Annotated in this window: 16 protein-coding genes; 7 read left to right on the forward strand and 9 right to left on the reverse strand. The window is 58.1% G+C overall.

Translation table 11 applies throughout. From position 1 onward, the window contains the following. Positions 1-189 (forward strand): thioredoxin domain-containing protein (locus AAC035_RS06920; protein ID WP_339801727.1); only part of this gene is annotated, 189 nt, incomplete at its 5' end. A 27-nt stretch (positions 190-216) separates the two neighbouring features. Here the strand turns inward: AAC035_RS06920 and AAC035_RS06925 are convergent. Then, a complete protein-coding gene (locus tag AAC035_RS06925; RefSeq protein WP_339801730.1) occupies positions 217-1,842 on the reverse strand; it encodes a methyl-accepting chemotaxis protein in 1,626 nt (541 codons plus the stop codon). Between the two features lie 234 nt (positions 1,843-2,076). Then, positions 2,077-2,469, reverse strand: a complete 393-nt coding sequence (locus AAC035_RS06930; protein ID WP_339801732.1) for a glutathione S-transferase N-terminal domain-containing protein — start codon at positions 2,467-2,469, stop codon at positions 2,077-2,079. 405 nt (positions 2,470-2,874) lie between these two features. Here AAC035_RS06930 and AAC035_RS06935 point away from each other — a divergent pair, with 405 nt between their 5' ends. Both AAC035_RS06935 and AAC035_RS06940 read left to right on the forward strand, forming a co-directional pair. Then, the gene (locus tag AAC035_RS06935; RefSeq protein WP_339801735.1) at positions 2,875-3,690 is read left to right on the forward strand and encodes an alpha/beta hydrolase; all 816 of its coding nucleotides are present in this window, start codon (positions 2,875-2,877) and stop codon (positions 3,688-3,690) included. A 172-nt stretch (positions 3,691-3,862) separates the two neighbouring features. Then, positions 3,863-5,581: a diguanylate cyclase gene (locus tag AAC035_RS06940; protein ID WP_339801737.1), complete on the forward strand. Its 1,719-nt coding sequence runs from the start codon at positions 3,863-3,865 to the stop codon at positions 5,579-5,581. An 81-nt stretch (positions 5,582-5,662) separates the two neighbouring features. Here the strand turns inward: AAC035_RS06940 and AAC035_RS06945 are convergent, their stop codons facing one another. Both AAC035_RS06945 and AAC035_RS06950 read right to left on the reverse strand, forming a co-directional pair. Then, positions 5,663-6,349: an anti-sigma factor gene (locus tag AAC035_RS06945; RefSeq protein WP_339801740.1), complete on the reverse strand. Its 687-nt coding sequence runs from the start codon at positions 6,347-6,349 to the stop codon at positions 5,663-5,665. Beyond that, positions 6,346-6,900, reverse strand: a complete 555-nt coding sequence (locus AAC035_RS06950; RefSeq protein ID WP_339801743.1) for a sigma-70 family RNA polymerase sigma factor — start codon at positions 6,898-6,900, stop codon at positions 6,346-6,348. The genes AAC035_RS06945 and AAC035_RS06950 overlap by 4 nt, the downstream gene beginning before the upstream one ends. Positions 6,901-7,083: 183 nt before the next feature. On the opposite strand from AAC035_RS06950, the gene AAC035_RS06955 reads away from it, so the two are divergent. From AAC035_RS06955 to AAC035_RS06970, 4 genes are read left to right on the forward strand one after another with little or no spacing between them, the layout of a single operon-like run. Continuing rightward, positions 7,084-8,556, forward strand: coding sequence for a DUF4331 domain-containing protein (locus AAC035_RS06955; RefSeq protein WP_339801746.1), 1,473 nt, complete (start codon positions 7,084-7,086; stop codon positions 8,554-8,556). A 7-nt stretch (positions 8,557-8,563) separates the two neighbouring features. Then, positions 8,564-8,818: a hypothetical protein gene (locus tag AAC035_RS06960; RefSeq protein WP_339801749.1), complete on the forward strand. Its 255-nt coding sequence runs from the start codon at positions 8,564-8,566 to the stop codon at positions 8,816-8,818. Next, the gene (locus AAC035_RS06965; protein ID WP_339801751.1) at positions 8,787-10,016 is read left to right on the forward strand and encodes a hypothetical protein; all 1,230 of its coding nucleotides are present in this window, start codon (positions 8,787-8,789) and stop codon (positions 10,014-10,016) included. Before AAC035_RS06960 ends, AAC035_RS06965 begins: the two co-directional genes overlap by 32 nt. Beyond that, positions 10,013-11,146 (forward strand): HupE/UreJ family protein, encoded by a 1,134-nt coding sequence (locus AAC035_RS06970; RefSeq protein ID WP_339801754.1) that lies wholly within the window; start codon positions 10,013-10,015, stop codon positions 11,144-11,146. The genes AAC035_RS06965 and AAC035_RS06970 overlap by 4 nt, the downstream gene beginning before the upstream one ends. Before the next feature lie 121 nt (positions 11,147-11,267). Here the strand turns inward: AAC035_RS06970 and phaC are convergent, their stop codons facing one another. From phaC to AAC035_RS06995, 5 genes are all read right to left on the reverse strand, one after another. Next, positions 11,268-13,190 (reverse strand): class I poly(R)-hydroxyalkanoic acid synthase, encoded by a 1,923-nt coding sequence (gene phaC / locus AAC035_RS06975; protein WP_339801757.1) that lies wholly within the window; start codon positions 13,188-13,190, stop codon positions 11,268-11,270. Positions 13,191-13,389: 199 nt separating this feature from the next. Then, positions 13,390-14,607: a polyhydroxyalkanoate depolymerase gene (phaZ, locus tag AAC035_RS06980; RefSeq protein WP_339801759.1), complete on the reverse strand. Its 1,218-nt coding sequence runs from the start codon at positions 14,605-14,607 to the stop codon at positions 13,390-13,392. 208 nt (positions 14,608-14,815) lie between these two features. Next, positions 14,816-15,916 (reverse strand): hypothetical protein, encoded by a 1,101-nt coding sequence (locus AAC035_RS06985; protein ID WP_339801762.1) that lies wholly within the window; start codon positions 15,914-15,916, stop codon positions 14,816-14,818. Beyond that, a complete protein-coding gene (locus tag AAC035_RS06990; protein ID WP_339801764.1) occupies positions 15,913-17,568 on the reverse strand; it encodes a GH3 auxin-responsive promoter family protein in 1,656 nt (551 codons plus the stop codon). The genes AAC035_RS06985 and AAC035_RS06990 overlap by 4 nt, the downstream gene beginning before the upstream one ends. After that, positions 17,565-18,371: a hypothetical protein gene (locus AAC035_RS06995; protein WP_339801767.1), complete on the reverse strand. Its 807-nt coding sequence runs from the start codon at positions 18,369-18,371 to the stop codon at positions 17,565-17,567. The genes AAC035_RS06990 and AAC035_RS06995 overlap by 4 nt, the downstream gene beginning before the upstream one ends. Between the last annotated feature and the right edge of the window lie 132 nt (positions 18,372-18,503).

An 18,503-nucleotide genomic window follows, 5' to 3' on the forward strand; every position in this document is an offset into this window, starting at 1 on the left:
CCTGGCTGGAAAGGCAAGGTGCGCTTTGCCAAGCTCAACACAGAACAGCATCCGGGCCCGTCAGGTCAGTATGGGATCCGCAGTATTCCCACCCTGATACTGTTCCGCAACGGCAAGGAACTGGCCCGTCACAGTGGCGCCATGAACCATGCCCAGATCAACCAGTGGTTGCTTGAGAACACTCGCTGATTTATCACGCTCCGGGTTGGCCGGGCATTATTGCCGGATGCGGCTTGCCAGACTCTGAGCCTTCGTGGCCATGGCCTCCAGCTCTGGCACAGTCTGCAGATTGTTACGCGCAGCCTGGTGCATGGCCTCGGACGTTTCGGCAACGTCAGTCACGTTACGGTTGATGTCCTCGCACACACTGGTCTGCTCTTCTGCTGCCGTGGCCACCTGGGTGGTGGAGTCGTTAATGCTGGCCATTCTCTGGGTAATTCTGCCCAATGTGCTGCGTACTGCATCCACCGCTTCGCTGCTCTCCCGGGCAACTACCTCGGATGCCTGCATGAATTCCGTGGCGTCTCGGGATGCGCCGCCAATGGCAGTGATTATCTGATCAATCTCGACCGTCGCCTCCTGGGTTTTGGCAGCCAGCTTGCGCACTTCATCGGCCACCACCGCGAACCCCCGGCCTGCATCGCCCGCCCGAGCTGCCTCGATGGCAGCATTCAGTGCCAGCAGGTTGGTCTGGTCCGCAATTTCGCGGATAACCTGCATCACTGTGCCTACTTTTCGCCCGTCGTTAGCCAGCTGGTTGACGGTTTCGGTGGAGCTGCGAATCTGATCCGTCAGCCGTAGCATGCTTTCAACGGCCTTATTGATTTCCGAGTCAGCGGTAGCCGTCTCATCCGAGGCCTGGGTAACTTCGGTGGCAACAGACGCTGCATGGCGGGCGACATCCTGTGCGGTCGCAGACATCTCGTTCATTGCTGTCGCTATCTGATCGATGCGCTGATGGGCCAGGTCAGACTGATTCACCACGTTGTTGGCGTTGTTACTGATCAGCTCACCAGTGGCGTTCAACTGCCGTGCGTTTTTACTCAGTTGGATTCCGGTATCGCTGAGAAACCGGTGAAGACTGCGAGCTGCTTCCGCCAGCTGTCCCAGCTCGTCGGCGCGTTTCATGGTGACAGGGTCTGAGAGATCACCCTCGCCCAGTCTTGATATCTGGGTAGTGAGTTTTCGGGCGGGGCGGACCACGCCGGATACGAGCATCAGGATCAGTCCAAGGGTGCCGCCAATAATGGCAAGGATCAGCAGACTGGCCACTATCCAGCTACGTTCAGTCACTGTTCTGTTAAGCTCTCCGGCCCGTGCAAGCCCATCCTCCCGGACGGCAGCTGCGGCATCTTCAATCAGCCGGGCTGGCTCCCGGTCGATACCCTGAACCGCTGTGTCACCGGCGCCGGGGTCAAACCCGGACCGGGTAAACGACTCAAAACCCTTCCGGTATGCCTGGCCCATTTGCCGGTGAGCCCGCTGAAAATCAACCAGCAACGCCTCGGCAGTAGGTTCCTTGATTCTGGGGATCAGCGTATCCAGTTGCCGTTGAATGGAGGCCTCACGCTGTTGAAAGCTTTGCCAGTATTTGTCGCGCTGACCGGCGTCGGATCCCCGGATAAGGACGTTTTTCCATTCCTGAACCTGCGTTTTGAACTCTGAAAGCACGTCCTGTGCTTCCAGAGCAGTGACCATCTGCTCAGCGACCAGGCCATTGAAGTCGTTTTTTACCTTCAGTGAAAAGTTCAGGTAGACAACAGCAACAGCGGCGACAATAAGGTTGGCTGTCAGAACAACCAGAAGTACCCGGTTGAGGATACTCTTCAGATACCAGTTCATTGATAGTTTCCGGAACGTTACGAAAAAGAGGCACGTAGCACATACGCACGGTTAGAGACGGCGCGAAGTATTTAACGGCGCCAGAGCGGGTCTCTGAAGCTGCAAAACCAGAGTTATTGTGAAGTTTTTATGACAGCTCGTCTCCGGTTTGGATAATCGTGCACGTGCCCAGTCAGGGCAGGGGGCCTGATCTCGCATCTGGGGCATACAGAGTGAAAGTCAGAGCCTTGCTTTTCACGCCGTCTCGAACCGTTTCTGCAGCCATGCCTTGATGTCACCGGATTCGTAAAGCCACTGCTCACTTCCATCTTCCCGTTTAATCCGCAGGCAAGGCACTTTGATGTGGCCGCCACCGGCTTCCAGGTCTGAACGGTGTTGTTGGTCATGCTGGGCGTCACGGGTTTCGATGTTCAGTCCCAGTCGGGCGATTTCCTTGCGCACCTTGATACAGAACGGACACGCGCTGAACTGATACAGGGCGAGTTGTTTGCTGGCCAGATCAGCACGCGCCTGCTCGTCGGGCGTGCGGGTCATGCTTTTGGGCGTGCTGAGTTTTTCGTTTAGCAGCATGAATGGTGTCAGCACCAGGCGCAGGGTGCGGAAGAAATAGCGAATAATGATTCTCATGAAAACGTTCAGGCTCCGGATTGATGTTGGTCAGGCAAGGTTCTGGATGCAGGCCTTGGGGGTGGGGAGGGTAGCACTTTATCGCGTTGATTAAACAGTAACCTGTCTCGCAATCGAACCGGTTTTCCGGCAGATCTGTCATCACGGCTGACCGTCATGGTGTATCGGGATCATGGACACTGCTGGTTGGTCGTGCTGGCCTGGAGTGACCGCTGTCCCAGTCTTTTCTCCTTGATGCCATCCCTTTCACATTTGCAGAATCAGTAATGATTCTCACGGCGCGGCAGCCTTTACTATCGGCTCGGGCTCATTCATCCGGTAGCCCGGTTGTTACCTGAATGTGGCAGTCAAGCCCGCTCATGCCATTGCAATAATGGTCTGGTTCTGACGAACAGGGAAAATACTATGACTCTCAAAAGACTGAATGCCTCCGTTTTCAGCAAAGCTGTTGTCACCGCTGGCGCGTTGGTGCTCTCCGGTTCTGTGCTCGCCCTGGGTATGGGCGGTGGCGGTGACAGTAGCGATCCCACCTCAGCCTATGCTTCAACCGGTGCTTTGGCGACGACGTCTGACGCTGAAGGCCAGGGTTGCACCGTGTTCCGGCCTCGCAATGTGCCCGCAGGAACGCCGCTGATTCTATGGGGCAACGGCACGGGAACAGGGCCCTCTGCCTATTCCGCGGGTCTCCGGCACTGGGCGTCCCACGGTTTCGTGGTCGCGGCGGCCAATACCGCCAATGCAGGTACCGGTACTGAAATGCTGAATTGTATCGACGCTGTCCGCAACGCCAGTTATGGCAGCCAGGTGGACTTCTCCCGTATTGGTGCTTCCGGCCACTCTCAGGGTGGTGGCGGTGCGGTCTTCGTGGGGGAGGACCCACGGGTTACAGCAACAGCGCCCATGCAGCCATATCCGTTCGGCTTCCGGTTTGGTGACCAGACCGGTCCGATGTTGTTGCTGTCTGGCGGTGCTGATCTGATCGCCTCCCGTGACCGGGTTCAGGGGCCGATATTCCAGCGTGTGGATGTGCCGGTGTTCTGGGCCACCCTCGACGCCGGCAGTCACTTTGAACCTTCCTTCAGCTTTGGGCGTTTCCGGGGTATGAGCACCGCCTGGTGGTTGTATCAGCTCAAGGACGATACCGCTGCAGCTGAATTGTTCACCGGCGCATGCACTGCCTGTGAGTTGAACGGCTGGACTATCGAGCGTAAAGGGTTCTGATCGAAAACTCTGATCAGGCACCCCGGACCCGGATCGGTTATCGGGTTCGGGGTGCCCCTGATGTTGGTCAGCCACCGCTTATACCCCTTGTTCGTTACCGGACTGTCAAATCTTGTACAACCCCTTCCACCGGGAGTAATTACTGTAGAAAATATGAACAGGTAGAGCGCGGATGGATCTGGCCGAACCCACGCTGAAACAGTTGTTCGCCTACAAGGCCTGTCCGATGTCGATATCTGCAAAAACTACTGTGCTTATAGTGCTGATGGGGCTGTTGTTGTCACTTTCAGCCTTTGTCATTCAGCGCAGCATTATTTTTCCCGCATTTCACAATATCGAGATCGACTACGCACACAACAGCATCGACCGGGTGGTCCGGAGGCTGGACGCGCAGCGGGAAACCATTGATTTCACCGTATACGACTGGGCGGCGTGGGATAACACCTACACCTTTGTAACCGGCAGAAACCCTGTGTATATCGAGTCCAACCTGTATCCGGATACCTTTCTCAACTTCGGTTTCGATGTGGCCCTGTTTCTGAATCTTGACCGGGAGCCGGTCTGGGGCAGGGTGTACGATTTTCCTGCGGAGGGAGGGTATGTTGATCTGACCGACACCTACCTGGATGAAGTTCTGGCAGAGATAGCCGTGTTCGCCGACCGTATTGATCTGGACGAGCGCATTGATAATCAGAAGACGAGCGGCATTGTTCAGGTGTCCGGTATTCCGGTGCTCTTTGCCATGCGGCCAATCGTTCGGAGCGATGGCTCCGGGCCCCATAGAGGTTATGTGGTGTTCGGTCAGTTTCTGGATGAAGACCTGATCAACCGGTTTTCGGAGCAAGTGGTCCAGAATTTCAGTATCGAACCGCTTGCGGAACGTCAGGCGTCGGCTGTTTCGGAAACCTACATTGTGCGTGAAATAGACCGGAGCACGCTCTCTGCCTCGAAAATCTACAGTATTGAGGGGACGCCCAGCCTGCGGGCAACTGCGGTTCTGTCCCGCAACATCACCAGGCTTGGCCGGGAGATCACCATTTTTGGTGTTGTTCTGATGATTTTATCCTGCCTTCTGCTGGCGACTGCGCTGCTGGTTCTGTTTCGTGGGCTTGTGGTCAGGCCGATCAGGAGCCTCAAGGCTGATATTGCAGGCATCTCCAATATCATGGATTTTTCCCTTCGGGCGAAGGTCAGAAACGACGATGAAATTGGCGCCCTGTCCAGGGAGTTCAATTCCATGCTGGGAGTGATCGAATCGAACAATACCGAACTGCTGCGACTGAATGCCGAACTGTCCGCCAAGCATCAACAGGTGCTGGGCATGCAAAGCGAACTGCAGTCAGCCAATACCGAATTGAAGCGTTTGTCAGAGCACGACCCGCTTACCGGTCTGCCTAACCGGCTGGCGCTTGACAAGAAACTGGAGCAGTCCTGGGACCTGCTGCAGCGAACCGGCGATATTCTCACCGTCATGCTGGTCGACATCGATTTCTTCAAGCCGTTCAATGACCGTTATGGGCATCAGGCGGGAGACCTGGCATTGAAGCGGGTTGCCGCCATCCTCGGGAACATCATCCAACGAAGGTCAGACATGGTCGCAAGGTATGGTGGTGAGGAATTCCTCGTGGTGCTACCGGGAACCGGTGTCGATGACGCTATGGATATCGCGGCATCGCTTCGTGAAGCGATCATCGCCGCAAACATCAAGCACGATAGCAGTCCCATCGAGCCGTTTCTTACCATCAGTATCGGAATTTCGTCGGTGGTGCCCCACTCCGGCCTGACTGTGGAAGATCTGGTCCGTAGCGCCGACAACGCGCTTTATAAGGTCAAGGCGAGCGGCAGAAATGATGTCCGCTATGAGCTGGTTGAATCGGCTGGCCATCCCTGACCGGCGGAGCTCCATTTTCTGCCCTGTAGCATCCAGATTATCGTCTCACAGCCGGTCTTTTTCTATGACTGGTGCTATCCACTAAAGCTCATACAGCTGCGTGACATGGAGAATGGGCCCGGTGGGAACACCGGTTGGTGAGCCACCTTCAGGCTCCAGGCTGATGGCCAGGGTCCGGCTCCGGCTCAGGGCATCCCTGGCCGCGTCGTCAAGCGTAACCCGATACACGTTCCCGAGTTTCATGACCCCAAGCGACAGTGGCTGGCCATCTTCCGGCACTACCCACAACTCGTAGTCCTTGCCCGCTTCCGGGCTGATCGCTGCTACTGGCCGCAGTCTCAGTCCGCGGTCGCTGGGCGTTTCGCTGATCAACCAGAGCGGATCACTGACGTTCTCCTGAACAACGGCACCGGCCAGTCCGGGACCAGTGGCAGGCTGCTGCACCAGCATGATGGCGAGCACCATGGCAGCTGCCGTGGCAGCCAGGCTCCATCCTGGCCACAGCCAGGCCATGATGCGGCTGCCAGCCGGTTTATTTGCGACGGGCCAGAGTCGACCTTCAATTCGCTCCCAGACCCGAGCCGGCGGCTGCTCTGCTGGCACTGGCTCTGCCAGGCCACCAAGCTTTTGCTCCCAGTACCAGACTTCCTGACGCACCCGGCCGGATTCCATCATCCACTGTTCAAAGCGACGACGAGCACCGCCATGCAGGGTGCCAAGTACGTATTCCGCAGCCAGTATTTCAATACGTTCCGGTGTTTTTTTCATCGCTCGAGGCACCTCTTCAGAGCCAGCAGGCCACGGCGCACCCAGCTTTTTATGGTTCCCACCGGGGTGCTCATGGTAGTGGACAGCTCCTCATGGGTCAGGCCCCGGTAAAAACTCAGCAGGAGGCAGTCGCGCTGATCGGCACTGAGCTCATCAATACAGCCGGCCAGAGCCCGGTTGCCGGCACCGGCCAGGGAGGATTCCATGGGACCGGCGCGCCCGTCAGCCAGATCAGCCAGCACCTCTTCGCCTTCCGCCTGGCGAACCTTGCGTGCCCGCATCAGATCAAGGGTGCGATAACGGGCAATGGTCATCATCCAGCTCATGGGGGATCCGCGGTCACTGTGATACTCACCGGCATGATGCCAGATGCGGATAAACGCCTCCTGCAACGCTTCCTCCGCCAGTTCCCGCTGACCCGCCAGCCGATTGCAGAGGCCGAACAGGCGACCGGCAACGGCCGCGTAGAGGGCCTGGAAGGCCTCCCGGTCCTGGTGCGCCACGGCATTGAGTAGCCGTATCAGCTCCTCCTGGCCCGCCTCATCGTGCATGAACATCTCCCTGACTGCTTCACATGGTTTAAAGGGCAACAGTCAGATTACGCGGCCGGACACTAAAAAGATGCACCTGCGCAAAGAAGTAAAAAAATTTTGAAGTTCGCTGCATCTTTTTTCTGAGCTCACCCGTTACCTCCCTTGCGCGCACCAACAATATCAATCATTGAGGAATTTGCCATGACTACAGGAATGAAACGCTCGGGCCTGGCCATCGCCATTACCGGGCTCTGTCTCGCTGCAGGTGTGACCCAGGCATCCAGCCACCGCGAAGCTCCGTTCATTACCGAAAATCCTAAAGTGGATGGAACCGACTTCTACATGTTTCGCAGCTACGAAAGTGGCCGTGACGGGTTTGTGACCATGATTGCCAACTACCTGCCGTTGCAGGATGCCTACGGCGGTCCCAATTACTTCGACCTGGATGAAGACGCTGTTTACGAAATCCACGTAGATAACAACGGCGATGCTCGTGAGAACCTGACCTTTCAGTTCAAGTTCAATGACATCCTCAATGATATTCAGCTCCCGGTTGGCGCTGAAGGAAACCAGCAGATGGTTTCGGTGCCCCTGAAGAACATCGGTGACGCCAGCAACAACGCCAACGTTCAGTTCCGTCAGGAATATACCGTTCAGGTGATCCGCGGTGATCGCCGCTCCGGCACCCGCCAAACCGCGATGAACGTCGGCACTGGTATGGAAACCTTCACCAAGCCTCTGGACAATATCGGCGCTAAATCCTTCGCCGATTACGGCAGCTATGCCGACAGCTTTGTCCACGACATTGCCATTCCTGGTTGCAGCGTCCATGGAAAGGTCTTTGTGGGTCAGCGCAAGGAGGCCTTTGCGGTGAATCTGGGGGAGATCTTTGACCTGGTCAACACCAACCCGCTGGGACCTCGTAATGGAGCGGGTGCCGGTGATCTGGCCGACAAGAACGTCACTTCCTTCGCCCTGGAAGTTCCCTCTGAATGCCTGACCGGTAGCGCCCAGACTGCCTCCGAAGATCCGGTGATCGGCGCCTGGACAACAGCGAGTCTGCGTCAGATCCGGGTGATTAATCCCACACCCAGTGCCAACGACAAGGGCGCCGCTATCGAAGGCGGTGCCTATGCGCAGGTGTCCCGTCTGGGTATGCCTCTGGTCAATGAGGTCGTCATCGGACTCAAGGACAAGGATGGTTTTAATACCAGCGAACCGAAGGATGACGGTCAGTTCGCCACCTATGTGACTCATCCGACGCTGCCGGAACTGCTGGAGATCCTTTTCGCCGGTGCCGGTGCCGAGGCTCCCGACAACTTCCCGCGCACAGATCTGGTGACAGCGTTTCTGACCGGTGTGCCAGACCTTAACCAGCCGGTGGGGGTAACGGGCTCGGAAATGCTGCGACTGAATCCGGCGATCCCGGTGACAGCGGCCGCCTCCCAGAATGATCTGGGCGTGCTGGGTGGTGACGTTGCCGGTTTCCCCAATGGTCGTCGCCCGGTGGATGACGTGGTGGATATCGCTCTGCGGGTTGTTATGGGGGCTCTTACCACCGATGCACCCAACCGCGATGCGCCATTTACCGACGGTGTTCAGCTGAACCCCGCTGAGCTGAAAACCAGCTTCCCGTATCTGGCCACTCCGGTCGCCGGCTCACCCAACTCGTAAGGAGCGGATGATGAAAGCCATTATGCGAACAACCGGAGTTGCCCTGCTGGGGCTGTCTTTGGCCGGCTGCTTCGGCGGCAACAGCGGTAGCGGTGCCAATATCGACGAGACGCCCGATGAGGGTCCCGGAATGACCGAGCAGGTCGGCACCGAGTTTATTATTGCGGAGCTGGAGAATACGACTGATGACCGGGACGCGGTCAACATCGACAATAAGGAGTTTAGCTTCGATGACCAGCAAGCCATTGACGCGCTGTTCTGAGGCGAATGGGCTTGACCGGGCGACCGGACTTCGGTCCGGGTGCTCGGCCTTCATCCCTGCCCTTCGGGACAGGGTTGTCGGCGGCCTGCTGGCGTTGACCGCGTCAGCTGTCTGTCTCGCCGCCCCCGCCCCCATACAGATCGAATTTTCCGATGACCAGGTGCTGGTGACCTTGCCGGATATGGCACCGGCCAGTGACACCTCGTTTACCAACCCCGGCGACCTGGCTGACCAGGTCCAGGAATACCTGGGTCAGGCTCGTTCAACCGGAGACCCCCGGTTTCTGGGCTACGCCCAGCGCCTGTTACAGGGCTGGCCTGAAACCCGCATGAATGATCGCCTGAAGGTGTTGCGGGCAACGCTCTGGCAAAGCCTGCATCGTTTTGAAGAGGCCCGAACCGAACTTGCCCAGGTGCTCGCGGGCAGTCCTGACCGACAGCAACGGGTGCAGGCCCTGCTAACCCTGGCCAACCTCGAAATCGTGCAGGGTAATTACCCGGCGGCGGCGCAGGCCTGTGAGTCATTACAGACACATTACCCCGGCCTGATCGCTGCCAGCTGTGGGGCTCAGGTTGTGGCTCGCACTGGCCAGGCAGCGTCTGCCTATCAGTCACTTCTGACGCAGCTGCAACAGTCACCGCGCGGGTCTGATCGCGCTTCCAGGGCCTGGGCCGAGGGCACTCTGGCGGATATTGCGGCCCAGCTCGGTCGTGTCGAGGCCGAGAACCATTGGAAACAGGCCCTTATTCTGTCTCCGGATGACCTCTACAGCCGCACTCAGCTTGCCGACTGGCTGATCCAGCAGCAGCGCTACCCGGAAGTCATTGCCCTGACCTCGGGTCAGGAGGCAATCGACGCTTTGGCAGTTTTACGGGCTATTGCTCTGGATGCCACCGGGGCACCCGCGGCGCAGGCCTTGATCGGATCCCTGGAGGAGCGTTTTGCCGAGGCTCGCTGGCGTGGCAGCTTGCTGCATCAGCGTGAATATGCCCGTTTCCTGCTGGATCTGCAGCAGCAGCCCCAACAGGCCCTGGCTCATGCCCGCGAGAACTGGCAGGAGCAGCGTGAACCTATGGACACCCGATTACTGCTGCGGACTGCTCGCGCCAGCGCCGACCGCTCCAGCATCACCAATGTTGCCAACTGGCTTGCCGCCAATCGCCAGCAGGACGCCCGCTTCCCGGAGGTGCAGCCATGACCCGTTACCTGAACTGGCTGTTTTTGAACGTTCTGGTGCTGGCTTCCACCAACGTCTTCGCTCATAAAGCGAGCGACAGTTTCATCTATCTGGATCAGAGTCATCCGGAAGCCGCCTCGGTACGGATTGATGTTGCGCTGCGGGACCTGGCCCTGGCCCTGTCGCTGGACAGCAACGGCGATGGCCAACTGACTGGCGCCGAAGTGAAAGCCGGGCGGGCTGCGATCACCGCTTTCGTCGAAGCGGGCATACACTTTCGTAGTGAAGCCGGTAGCTGCACGCTGAGGGGAACCGAGTGGGGTCTGGCGAATCACAGCGATGGTCCCTATGCGGCGGCCAGCTATGATATTCGCTGTCCCGGCGAGGTCCCCGTAAGCGCCATGGACTATGACCTGTTGTTCGACCTGGATCCCCTGCACCGTGGCCTGGTTCAATGGACTGCGGTGTCAGGTGAGTCACTGGCGGTGATGGGCCCCGACCAGCAGCAACTGGATCTGGCATCCGCTCCGCCATCTGTATTCGCAACCTTTACAACGTTTATTTATGAGGGAGTGGTGCACCTGCTGATTGGCCTCGACCACATTCTGTTTTTGCTGGTATTGATCCTGCCGGCAACATTCGTCCATCGGCGCCAGCGCAGGATGGCCCGGGATCTCAGGGAGGCGAGCTTCGGAGCCCGGCTCTGGCAGCTTGCGGGTATCGTGACGGCGTTTACTGTGGCTCACTCCATTACCCTGGCACTGGCGGCACTGAATATCGTGCAGTTGCCCATCGCCTGGGTGGAAATGATCATCGCCCTGTCCATTGTGGTGGCTGCAGTGAACGTCCTCTGGCCGATACTGGGTGACAAGACCTGGAGGCTGGCGTTCGGTTTCGGGCTTATCCATGGATTCGGTTTCGCCAGCGTCCTGGGGGATCTCACCAGTGGCGTGTCCCAGACTGTGATCGCCCTGGCCGGTTTTAACATTGGGGTGGAACTGGGTCAGCTTGCTCTGTTGATCCTTGTCTTCCCTGTGCTGTTTTTGATGGGAAAATACAGTATGTATGCGCGCGCCGGTGTGCCCGCCATGATCCTGGTGGTGTCTTGTATAAGCCTTTATTGGGTAGTGGAGCGAGCCGGAAAGTTATAAGTTCTCTGCGGAAATACGCCGTTGCCATGGTTGCAAAAAAAAACCTGAGCCTCGCTCTGCTGCGCGGCTCAGGGTGTCGGGGCATACTGTTTCGGCTACGCGTTCACGGAGGAGCTTCCGGTCAGTTCACCTTGGCTGGTTTACGTACCCGCTGACGTTGCGGCGATTTCGCCGTTGCTGGTTTGCGGACCGTCGTTTTGGCTGTGATGGCCCTGGGTTCAGGCTTTGCAGCGGGTGCTTTCGGCGCCGGCTGGTTGCGTAAATAGGAGCCCGGGGCGGGTTCAATGATCGGTAATTCTCCGTCTCCGGGTATTCTTGCCGGAACTTCACCGCCACCGAACTGCTCGGCCCATTTGACCCAGTCTGGCCACCAGGACCCCTCAAACTGCTCGGCACCGGTAAGCCACTCATCCGGCGACAGGCCGTCGTTCTCATTGATCCGATAGCCGTACTTGTGCTGGAAGGGCGGGTTGATGATGCCGGCGATATGGCCGGAGCCGCCCAGGACAAAGCGTACCGGACCTCCAAGGTAGCGCGAGCCCTTGTAGCAAGATGTCCAGGGCGCAATGTGATCCTCGATGGCCGAGGCAAAATAGGCCGGCACTTTGACCTGTGCAAGATTGATGGGCGTGCCGTCCAGGGTGATGCCACCAGGCTCGCGGAGGCGATTTTCAAGATACATGTTACGCAGGTAGAAGCTTTGCATGGCACCCGGCAGCCGGGTGCAGTCGGAGTTCCAGTACAGCAGGTCGAAGGGCGGAGTTTCCCGGCCCAGCAGGTAATTGTTGATGAAGAAGGACCAGATCAGGCTGTTGGCGCGCAGCATGTTGAAAGCGGCGGCCATGGAGGTGCCATCCAGGTAGCCCTGCTTCTTCATGACTTTTTCAAGCTTTTTGATCTGGTCTTCGTCGATGAAGACCTCCAGATCGCCGACGTCGGAAAAGTCCATCAGGCTGTTGAAGAAGGTGGCGCTCTTCACCCGTTCGTCGCCGCGGGCGGCCAGCCATGAGAGGGTGCAGCCCAGCAGGGTGCCACCTATGCAATAACCGATGGTATTGACTTCACTCTCACCGGTGGCTCGCTTGATCGCATCCAGAGCCTCCACCGGTCCTTCGAGCATGTAATCCTCGAAACCTTTGTCGATGTGTTCCTTGCCCGGGTTTACCCAGGAAATCACAAAAACCGTGTGGCCCTTTTCAACCCAGTAACGGATGAAGGATTTTTTCGCCCCCAGGTCCATGATGTAGTACTTGTTGATCCAGGGTGGTACCACCAATAGCGGCCGACGATGGACTGTTTCGGTGGTCGGCCGGTACTGGATCAGCTGCATCAGATCGTTCTGGTAGACTACTTCGCCCGGCGTATCCGCCAGGTTCCGGCCCACCTCAAAGGCGTCCGGGTCCGACATTCTGAAGGATAACTGGCCGTCCGCTTCGTCAAGGTCCCGCAAAAAGTTGGCAAAACCTTTCAACAGATTACGGCCCCGGCTATTGACCGTTGTGCGCAGCACTTCCGGATTGGTCAGGACAAAGTTGCTGGGTGACAGTGCATCAGTAACCTGGCTGGCATAGAAGCGGACCTTGTGCCGGTCATGGTCATCGAGACCGCGGACATCTTCTATGATGTCCTTGAGCCAGCGATCTGACATCAGATAGGACTGTTTGAGAATGTTGAAGTAGGCGACGTTGGTCCAGGACTCATCCCGGAAGCGATTATCGCCCTTTTCGGGAGCCGCCACCCGCATGGGTTCCCGGCTGATCAGGCTCATTACCGCACCACCACTGAGAATGGCCGTATTCTGCATCAACCGCATCTGGGCCGTAATAATGGCGTCAGGTTGAGTTGCAAATCGGGTGCCGAAGCGCAGGAAGGGTTTTGCCACGCTCTTCAGGCTGACCGGACTGGGGCGGCCACCTTTGAGGCGCCGGAGCACCGAGCGAGTGATCAGGCGACTGCCGTGCACCCCGGCACTGACCAGTGATTTGCGCACAACATGGGGTTCTTCATCACTACCGGAAAATGATCTTACGGGTTTCTTGGACATGGATGTTCTCCCCTGTTCACCAACGCTCACAGATCGTCTGGCCTGTTTGCTGGCGAATACCGCATTGTCTCTTTTTGTTATCCGCTGAGGTCCCGGGATTCAGGTAACCCCGGGACCTCAGCGCTGTTTTATCAAGAGTACCGTCTTTCAAGTTAGCAGAGGGGAGAGTCTGCAACAAGAAGTCTGAGACTGGTTTGGTTCAGGCGCTGCGGATAAATTTCTGCAATCTGGGCGAAATCTCTTCGCGCCACCGGCGACCGTTGAACGTGCCGTAATGGCCGACGCCGGGCTGCAGGTGATGTACCCGACGGTCGTCAGGAATACCGGTACACAGGGTGTGGGCAGCGCGGGTCTGACCGGGGCTGGAAATGTCATCCTTCTCGCCTTCTATGGTCATCAGCGCCGTTTTGGTGATGGCCCCGGGATTTACCAGTCTGCCGCGATGCCTGAAGCAACCTTTGGCCAGGTGGAATTCCTGGAACACGCGCTCAATGGTGTCCAGATAGTAGGCGTCCGGCAGATCCATGACGGCCAGGTACTCGTCGTAAAACTCCCGGTGGCGGGTCACTTCCTGCTCGTCATCATCGCGAATCGATTTGAACAGGCCCCGATAGGCATCCAGGTGACGGTCAAAGTTCATGTTGATAAAGCCGGTCAGCTGCAAAAAGCCCGGGTAGACCTTGCGCATGGTGCCGGGGTAGGGCAGCGGTACCGTGTGAATCAGGTTCCGCTTGAACCACGAGAGCTTGTGTTTGGTGGCCAGCTCGCAGGGTTCTGTCGGATCAACCCGGCCATCCACCGGACCACTCATCAGGGCCAGGGAACGGGGAGCATTGGGGTGATCGTCCTGAGCCATCAGGGAAACGGCCGCCAGCACCGGTACCACCGGCTGACAGACCGCCAGCACGTGGGTGTCCGGGCCGATATGGTCAATAAAATCAATCACGTAATCGACGTAATCGTCGAGCCCGAAGTTGCCTTCGGAAATGGGCACCATGCTGGCATCACGCCAGTCGGTGATGTAAACGTCGTGGTTTGGCAGCATGGCTTCCACCGTACCCCGCAGCAGTGAAGCAAAGTGGCCGGACAGCGGCGCCACAATCAGCAGTTTGGGGTCATCCGGACGATCCACGTTGCGCTGGAAGTGCTTGAGCTGGCAGAAGGCATTGCGCTTGACGATGGTCTCGTTCACCAGCACGGTTTCACCATCGCAGACCGTAGTCTCCAGGTTGAACGCAGGCTTGGGATAACGCTTGGTCAGATCTTCAAACACGTTGAGCGCGGAAGCAATACTGCGGGTGCCGGGAACCCTGGACCAGGGGTTCAGCTTATGGCGAAGCAATTTGCTCTGGGCACTGGCCAGAACGCGTGCTGGTGCCAGGGCGCGACGGCTCATTTCGTGGGTAAAGTACATCATGGTAAGGGGTATCCTGAGTGAGTTCGGTTGGTCCGTGTCGGTGCCGCTACTCCGCTCCGCTGGATACTGGCTTCCCGGCCCTTCAGGCCTGGAATTCCGGACAATGGGCCATCATACGCCTGTTTTTCGATCAACGCGAAGGCGCAGGGTTACCCTGTGTAACCGGATGGGGCACCAGGAGTCTGCGCGGCAGAAATTGCGCAGACTCCTAGAGACGGGCAATGTCGGCATAGGGAACAAGTTCGGAATCAAGTTCCGGCCTGCGCTTGCGGTTCCAGGATCCGACAAAATGATGGCTGAGCAGCGTCCTGCGGGGGAACGGGGCCGTCGCCCTGTTCAGTGGGTCTGAAGTGAAGAAACCACAGGCCAGGGCATCGTAATCCCCCGCGGGCCCCGCAAGCAGTTCATTGATAAGCACCCGCAGCAACCCGGGGTCCTGGTCCCGGACTATCAGAGTGTGCAGCGTCAGGTAGCTGAAACACTGACCGGGCCGGGGCAGCGGCAATCCTCCGGCAATGCGGGCCCAGGTGTTGTAGAGCGGACGGCTTATCCGGACCGGTTTGCTGTACCCCGCGATACGGGTCTGCTTGAAGATTTTCTGGTCCCAGGTACCGGCCATTCCCAGCAATTCGCCACCGGCATGAATCAGATAGAAATCTTCAACTTTGAGACCTCGGTAAAAGGGGTGCTGCTGTGACAATCGTGACAGGTCATGATGGTGAAAGTACTGCCTGCGTGGACCTTCGCGATCAATCAGGGCCTGCATGGCGGGTATGTCGGCGTTGGTTGCCTGGCGCACATCAATGGCACTGGAACTGTGTCTGCGGGACCCGCGACCGTATATCAGGCTGGTTTCGATACGGCCTTTGACGGCCAGATTGGGCATGGTTTTGCGGGGTTTGAGCATGGCGTTGAGGAACAGGCGATTTTCGTCGAGCACAACGGCCTGGAACAGATCGTCGTCCTGCATCAGGCTGCGGGTGGTCTGAAACACCAACCCGAGCGCCCGGCTGCCTCTGACCGATGGTGCCAGCCGCAAATCATGAAAGTAGCGCACGGCCTTCAGCTCACCGTTGATGTACAGCTGGCGAGTGCCTATATCAAATACCCCGATAATGTCTGATGAGGCCGATGATGCCGACCGCAATACAAACACGTCCGGTTGCTCACAACTGATGGCGGCACCGTGGAAATAGTCCGGCGCTCGCTCGAAGGTCAGGCTGATAGCACCCGGCTGCGGGGTGCCGGACAGCAGCGAAAGTATGGCGAGGTTATCTTCTGGTCGTGCCCGGGACGCCGCCAGCTTCACACCATCCGCTCCATGGCGGAGACCGTCACTTTTACCTGAAAGGTCTCGGGCAGCGACGAGGGCCAGTGTTTCAGAGCCTCAACCTTGATGTTGCCGTCGATCATGCCTCTTTCCCGGCAGGCGTTAACGTAAACCTCATAGGCACTGGCCTGGCAAACGCAACGCACCGGATCAAGTTGCCCCAGGTCTCTGGCCAGCCGGTAGTGAAAGCTGTTGAGCATGAAGTGCTCCAGCTCCCGCGCCCACTGCCGTTCATGGTTCTGCCAGACGTGAGTGCCATTGCTCACAGGCACATCAATCACCAGGACATACCCCGGGCGTCCGGTTGCACCGCCGTTGTTGGTGCCGAGGATCGTAACCGGACGGATGTCGGCAGGCCATTCGATACCATCAAGCCATCGCTGCACCGCAACCGCATCGGTTTTCTCGCCCACCAGGTCAACGGTGTTGCCGCGCCCGAGAAACTGCAGGCAGGGTGCGCCCTCAATGTGCCCTGTGACCCTCAGCTGATCACCCAGACGATACCGTAACAAATCGCTGCCGGTGGTGATCAGCGGGCTGACCTCCTGCCCGGGTTCGGCTTCCCAGGGGGCGATGATCTTGCCTGTCGCCGTCACTTCAAATTCGTAAACATGGGAGTTGGCAGCCAGTACGTGGTGCTCCCCCCGGGGAATGGTAATCACTCCTTCTGTTGCCCACAGACCTTTACCCTGAAAATCCGCGTGGGGCAGCCATTTTCTCAGCTCGCTGGCCCAGGGGGCAGCGGCAGCGGTGCCCCATGCACTCACGAGTGCCAGATCAGGCCACAGTACCCGGAAGAAGTCGGAACACAGCTTGCCGTCCCAGGCTGCCAGTTTGCGCGCCGCCAGCCTGGAGTACGGTGCCTGCAATGGCGCCAGCGCATCCTCCCGGTGTCCCCAATGGCCGGTGGCCAGTACCTCGACCAGTGGCTCGCGCCAACGGGCCAGATTCTCTAGCAGGCCCAGGGCAAAGGTGGGGCTCCAGACCGACAGCATGGCCAGATCCGGAGCAGCCGCCAGGTGGGCCAGGGTGGCGAACATGGCATCATCGGATGACGGCGCCAGGGCCACGCCCTCCGGCACCGCCTGGGTGTGGGTCATGAGAGCCCGCTTGCCAAAGCTCAGCAACTTCATGTCGTCGTTGAGGTGGGTGCTGCTATCCCGTCGCATGTTGGTTGGCAGCCAGGATAATGACCAGTAATGCCGGCCATGGCCGATGCGGGGATATTGCCGATAGAGATCAGACATCCAGGGGGCAATGGCGCCATCCAGCTCTGTCAGGAACTGACGGGTATAAGGGATCCATTTGATGGCCGAGCTGGAGCCGCTGGTGGGCTGGTATCGGGAGATCGGAGACGAGCTCAGAACCGGGTTCCCGCGGCTCATTTGCTGTTCTATACCTTGCTTCCAGTCTGCATAGACCGTGACCGGCTGGGTACTGGTGAAGGTTTTCCAGTCCCAGCGCCCGTGCCAGCTGGCGCGCTCCCCTGAAACGGCAGCTACCTGCCTGAGGATGCCCGTCAGACGCTTTTTCTGGCTGTATTCAAGATTACGGGAATGCTTGTGAAAGGCCTGTTCTCCGGGTTTCACCAGTTGCCGCAGCAGCCTGTGGCCAAGTTGCGAGCGGTTCATTTGGCACCCAGCAGCTTCAGTCGCCCACCCACCTTGCCAAGGGATTTTCCGAGTGACCTGCCTGAGGATTGCATGGTCCACTTGATGAAGGTTTTCAGAAGCATGGTGTAGGACAGCAAACCGATGCAGGGCAGCTCGGTGCCACGGCTCCAGCTGGGATTGCACTGCTGGAAGAAGCGGATTTTGGATTCCTGTCGGGCCAGCTCCTCGGTCACGCCGGCTATTCCGCTTTTCAGACACTGGGCGGATTCACCAAAATCCAGAAGATTGGAGGTGTCGTCGTAGTATCCGGGGAACAGTACGTCGCAGTAATTCCGCACCAGAGACTCCATTTCCGGATAGCGGTTGTCCGGATGCGGATAGTAACGGTCGAAGTTGTTGGCCATCAGCAGATAGGTTTTATAGCCCTTGCTGATCAGCAGCCAGAACGTAGGCTTGAACGGTCTGCGGAGCTTTTGCAGGATGATGTATTTGAGAAAGGCGATGTGCAGAACGCGGGAACCCCAGTATTGAGGTTCAATAATGGTGTCACCACTGAAGATGCCGGTTCCGCCAGTGGCGCCGGTGGTATTGATGGCCATGGTGACCACGGTAGAAAAGCCGACAATACGGTCGGTGTCCCGTTCGATCAGGAGCATGGCACCGTCCTTCATGCTGAGGTCAGACATGAAGGTGTCGACATCGGTGTGCTCGTAGTGGGCCTGGAAGACCAGATACATTTCCCGGACGTGCTTGATGTTGATATGGCGAAGTTGCACAAATCGGGCATAAAGGGGGTTTTTGGAGTGAGAGTGCCTGGTCATTTCTGTTCCTCGCTTTTGGTGTCGACGCGGACAACAAGCGTGTCGATATTCTTCTTCCTGAATGGTCTGGCTGGCCCCCGGATTGCCGGGTTTGGAGGGACCGTCGGTGGCCTGCTTTGCGATGTGCGTTGC

The sequence above is a fragment of the uncultured Marinobacter sp. genome, assembly GCF_963974375.1.
Taxonomy (GTDB): domain Bacteria; phylum Pseudomonadota; class Gammaproteobacteria; order Pseudomonadales; family Oleiphilaceae; genus Marinobacter.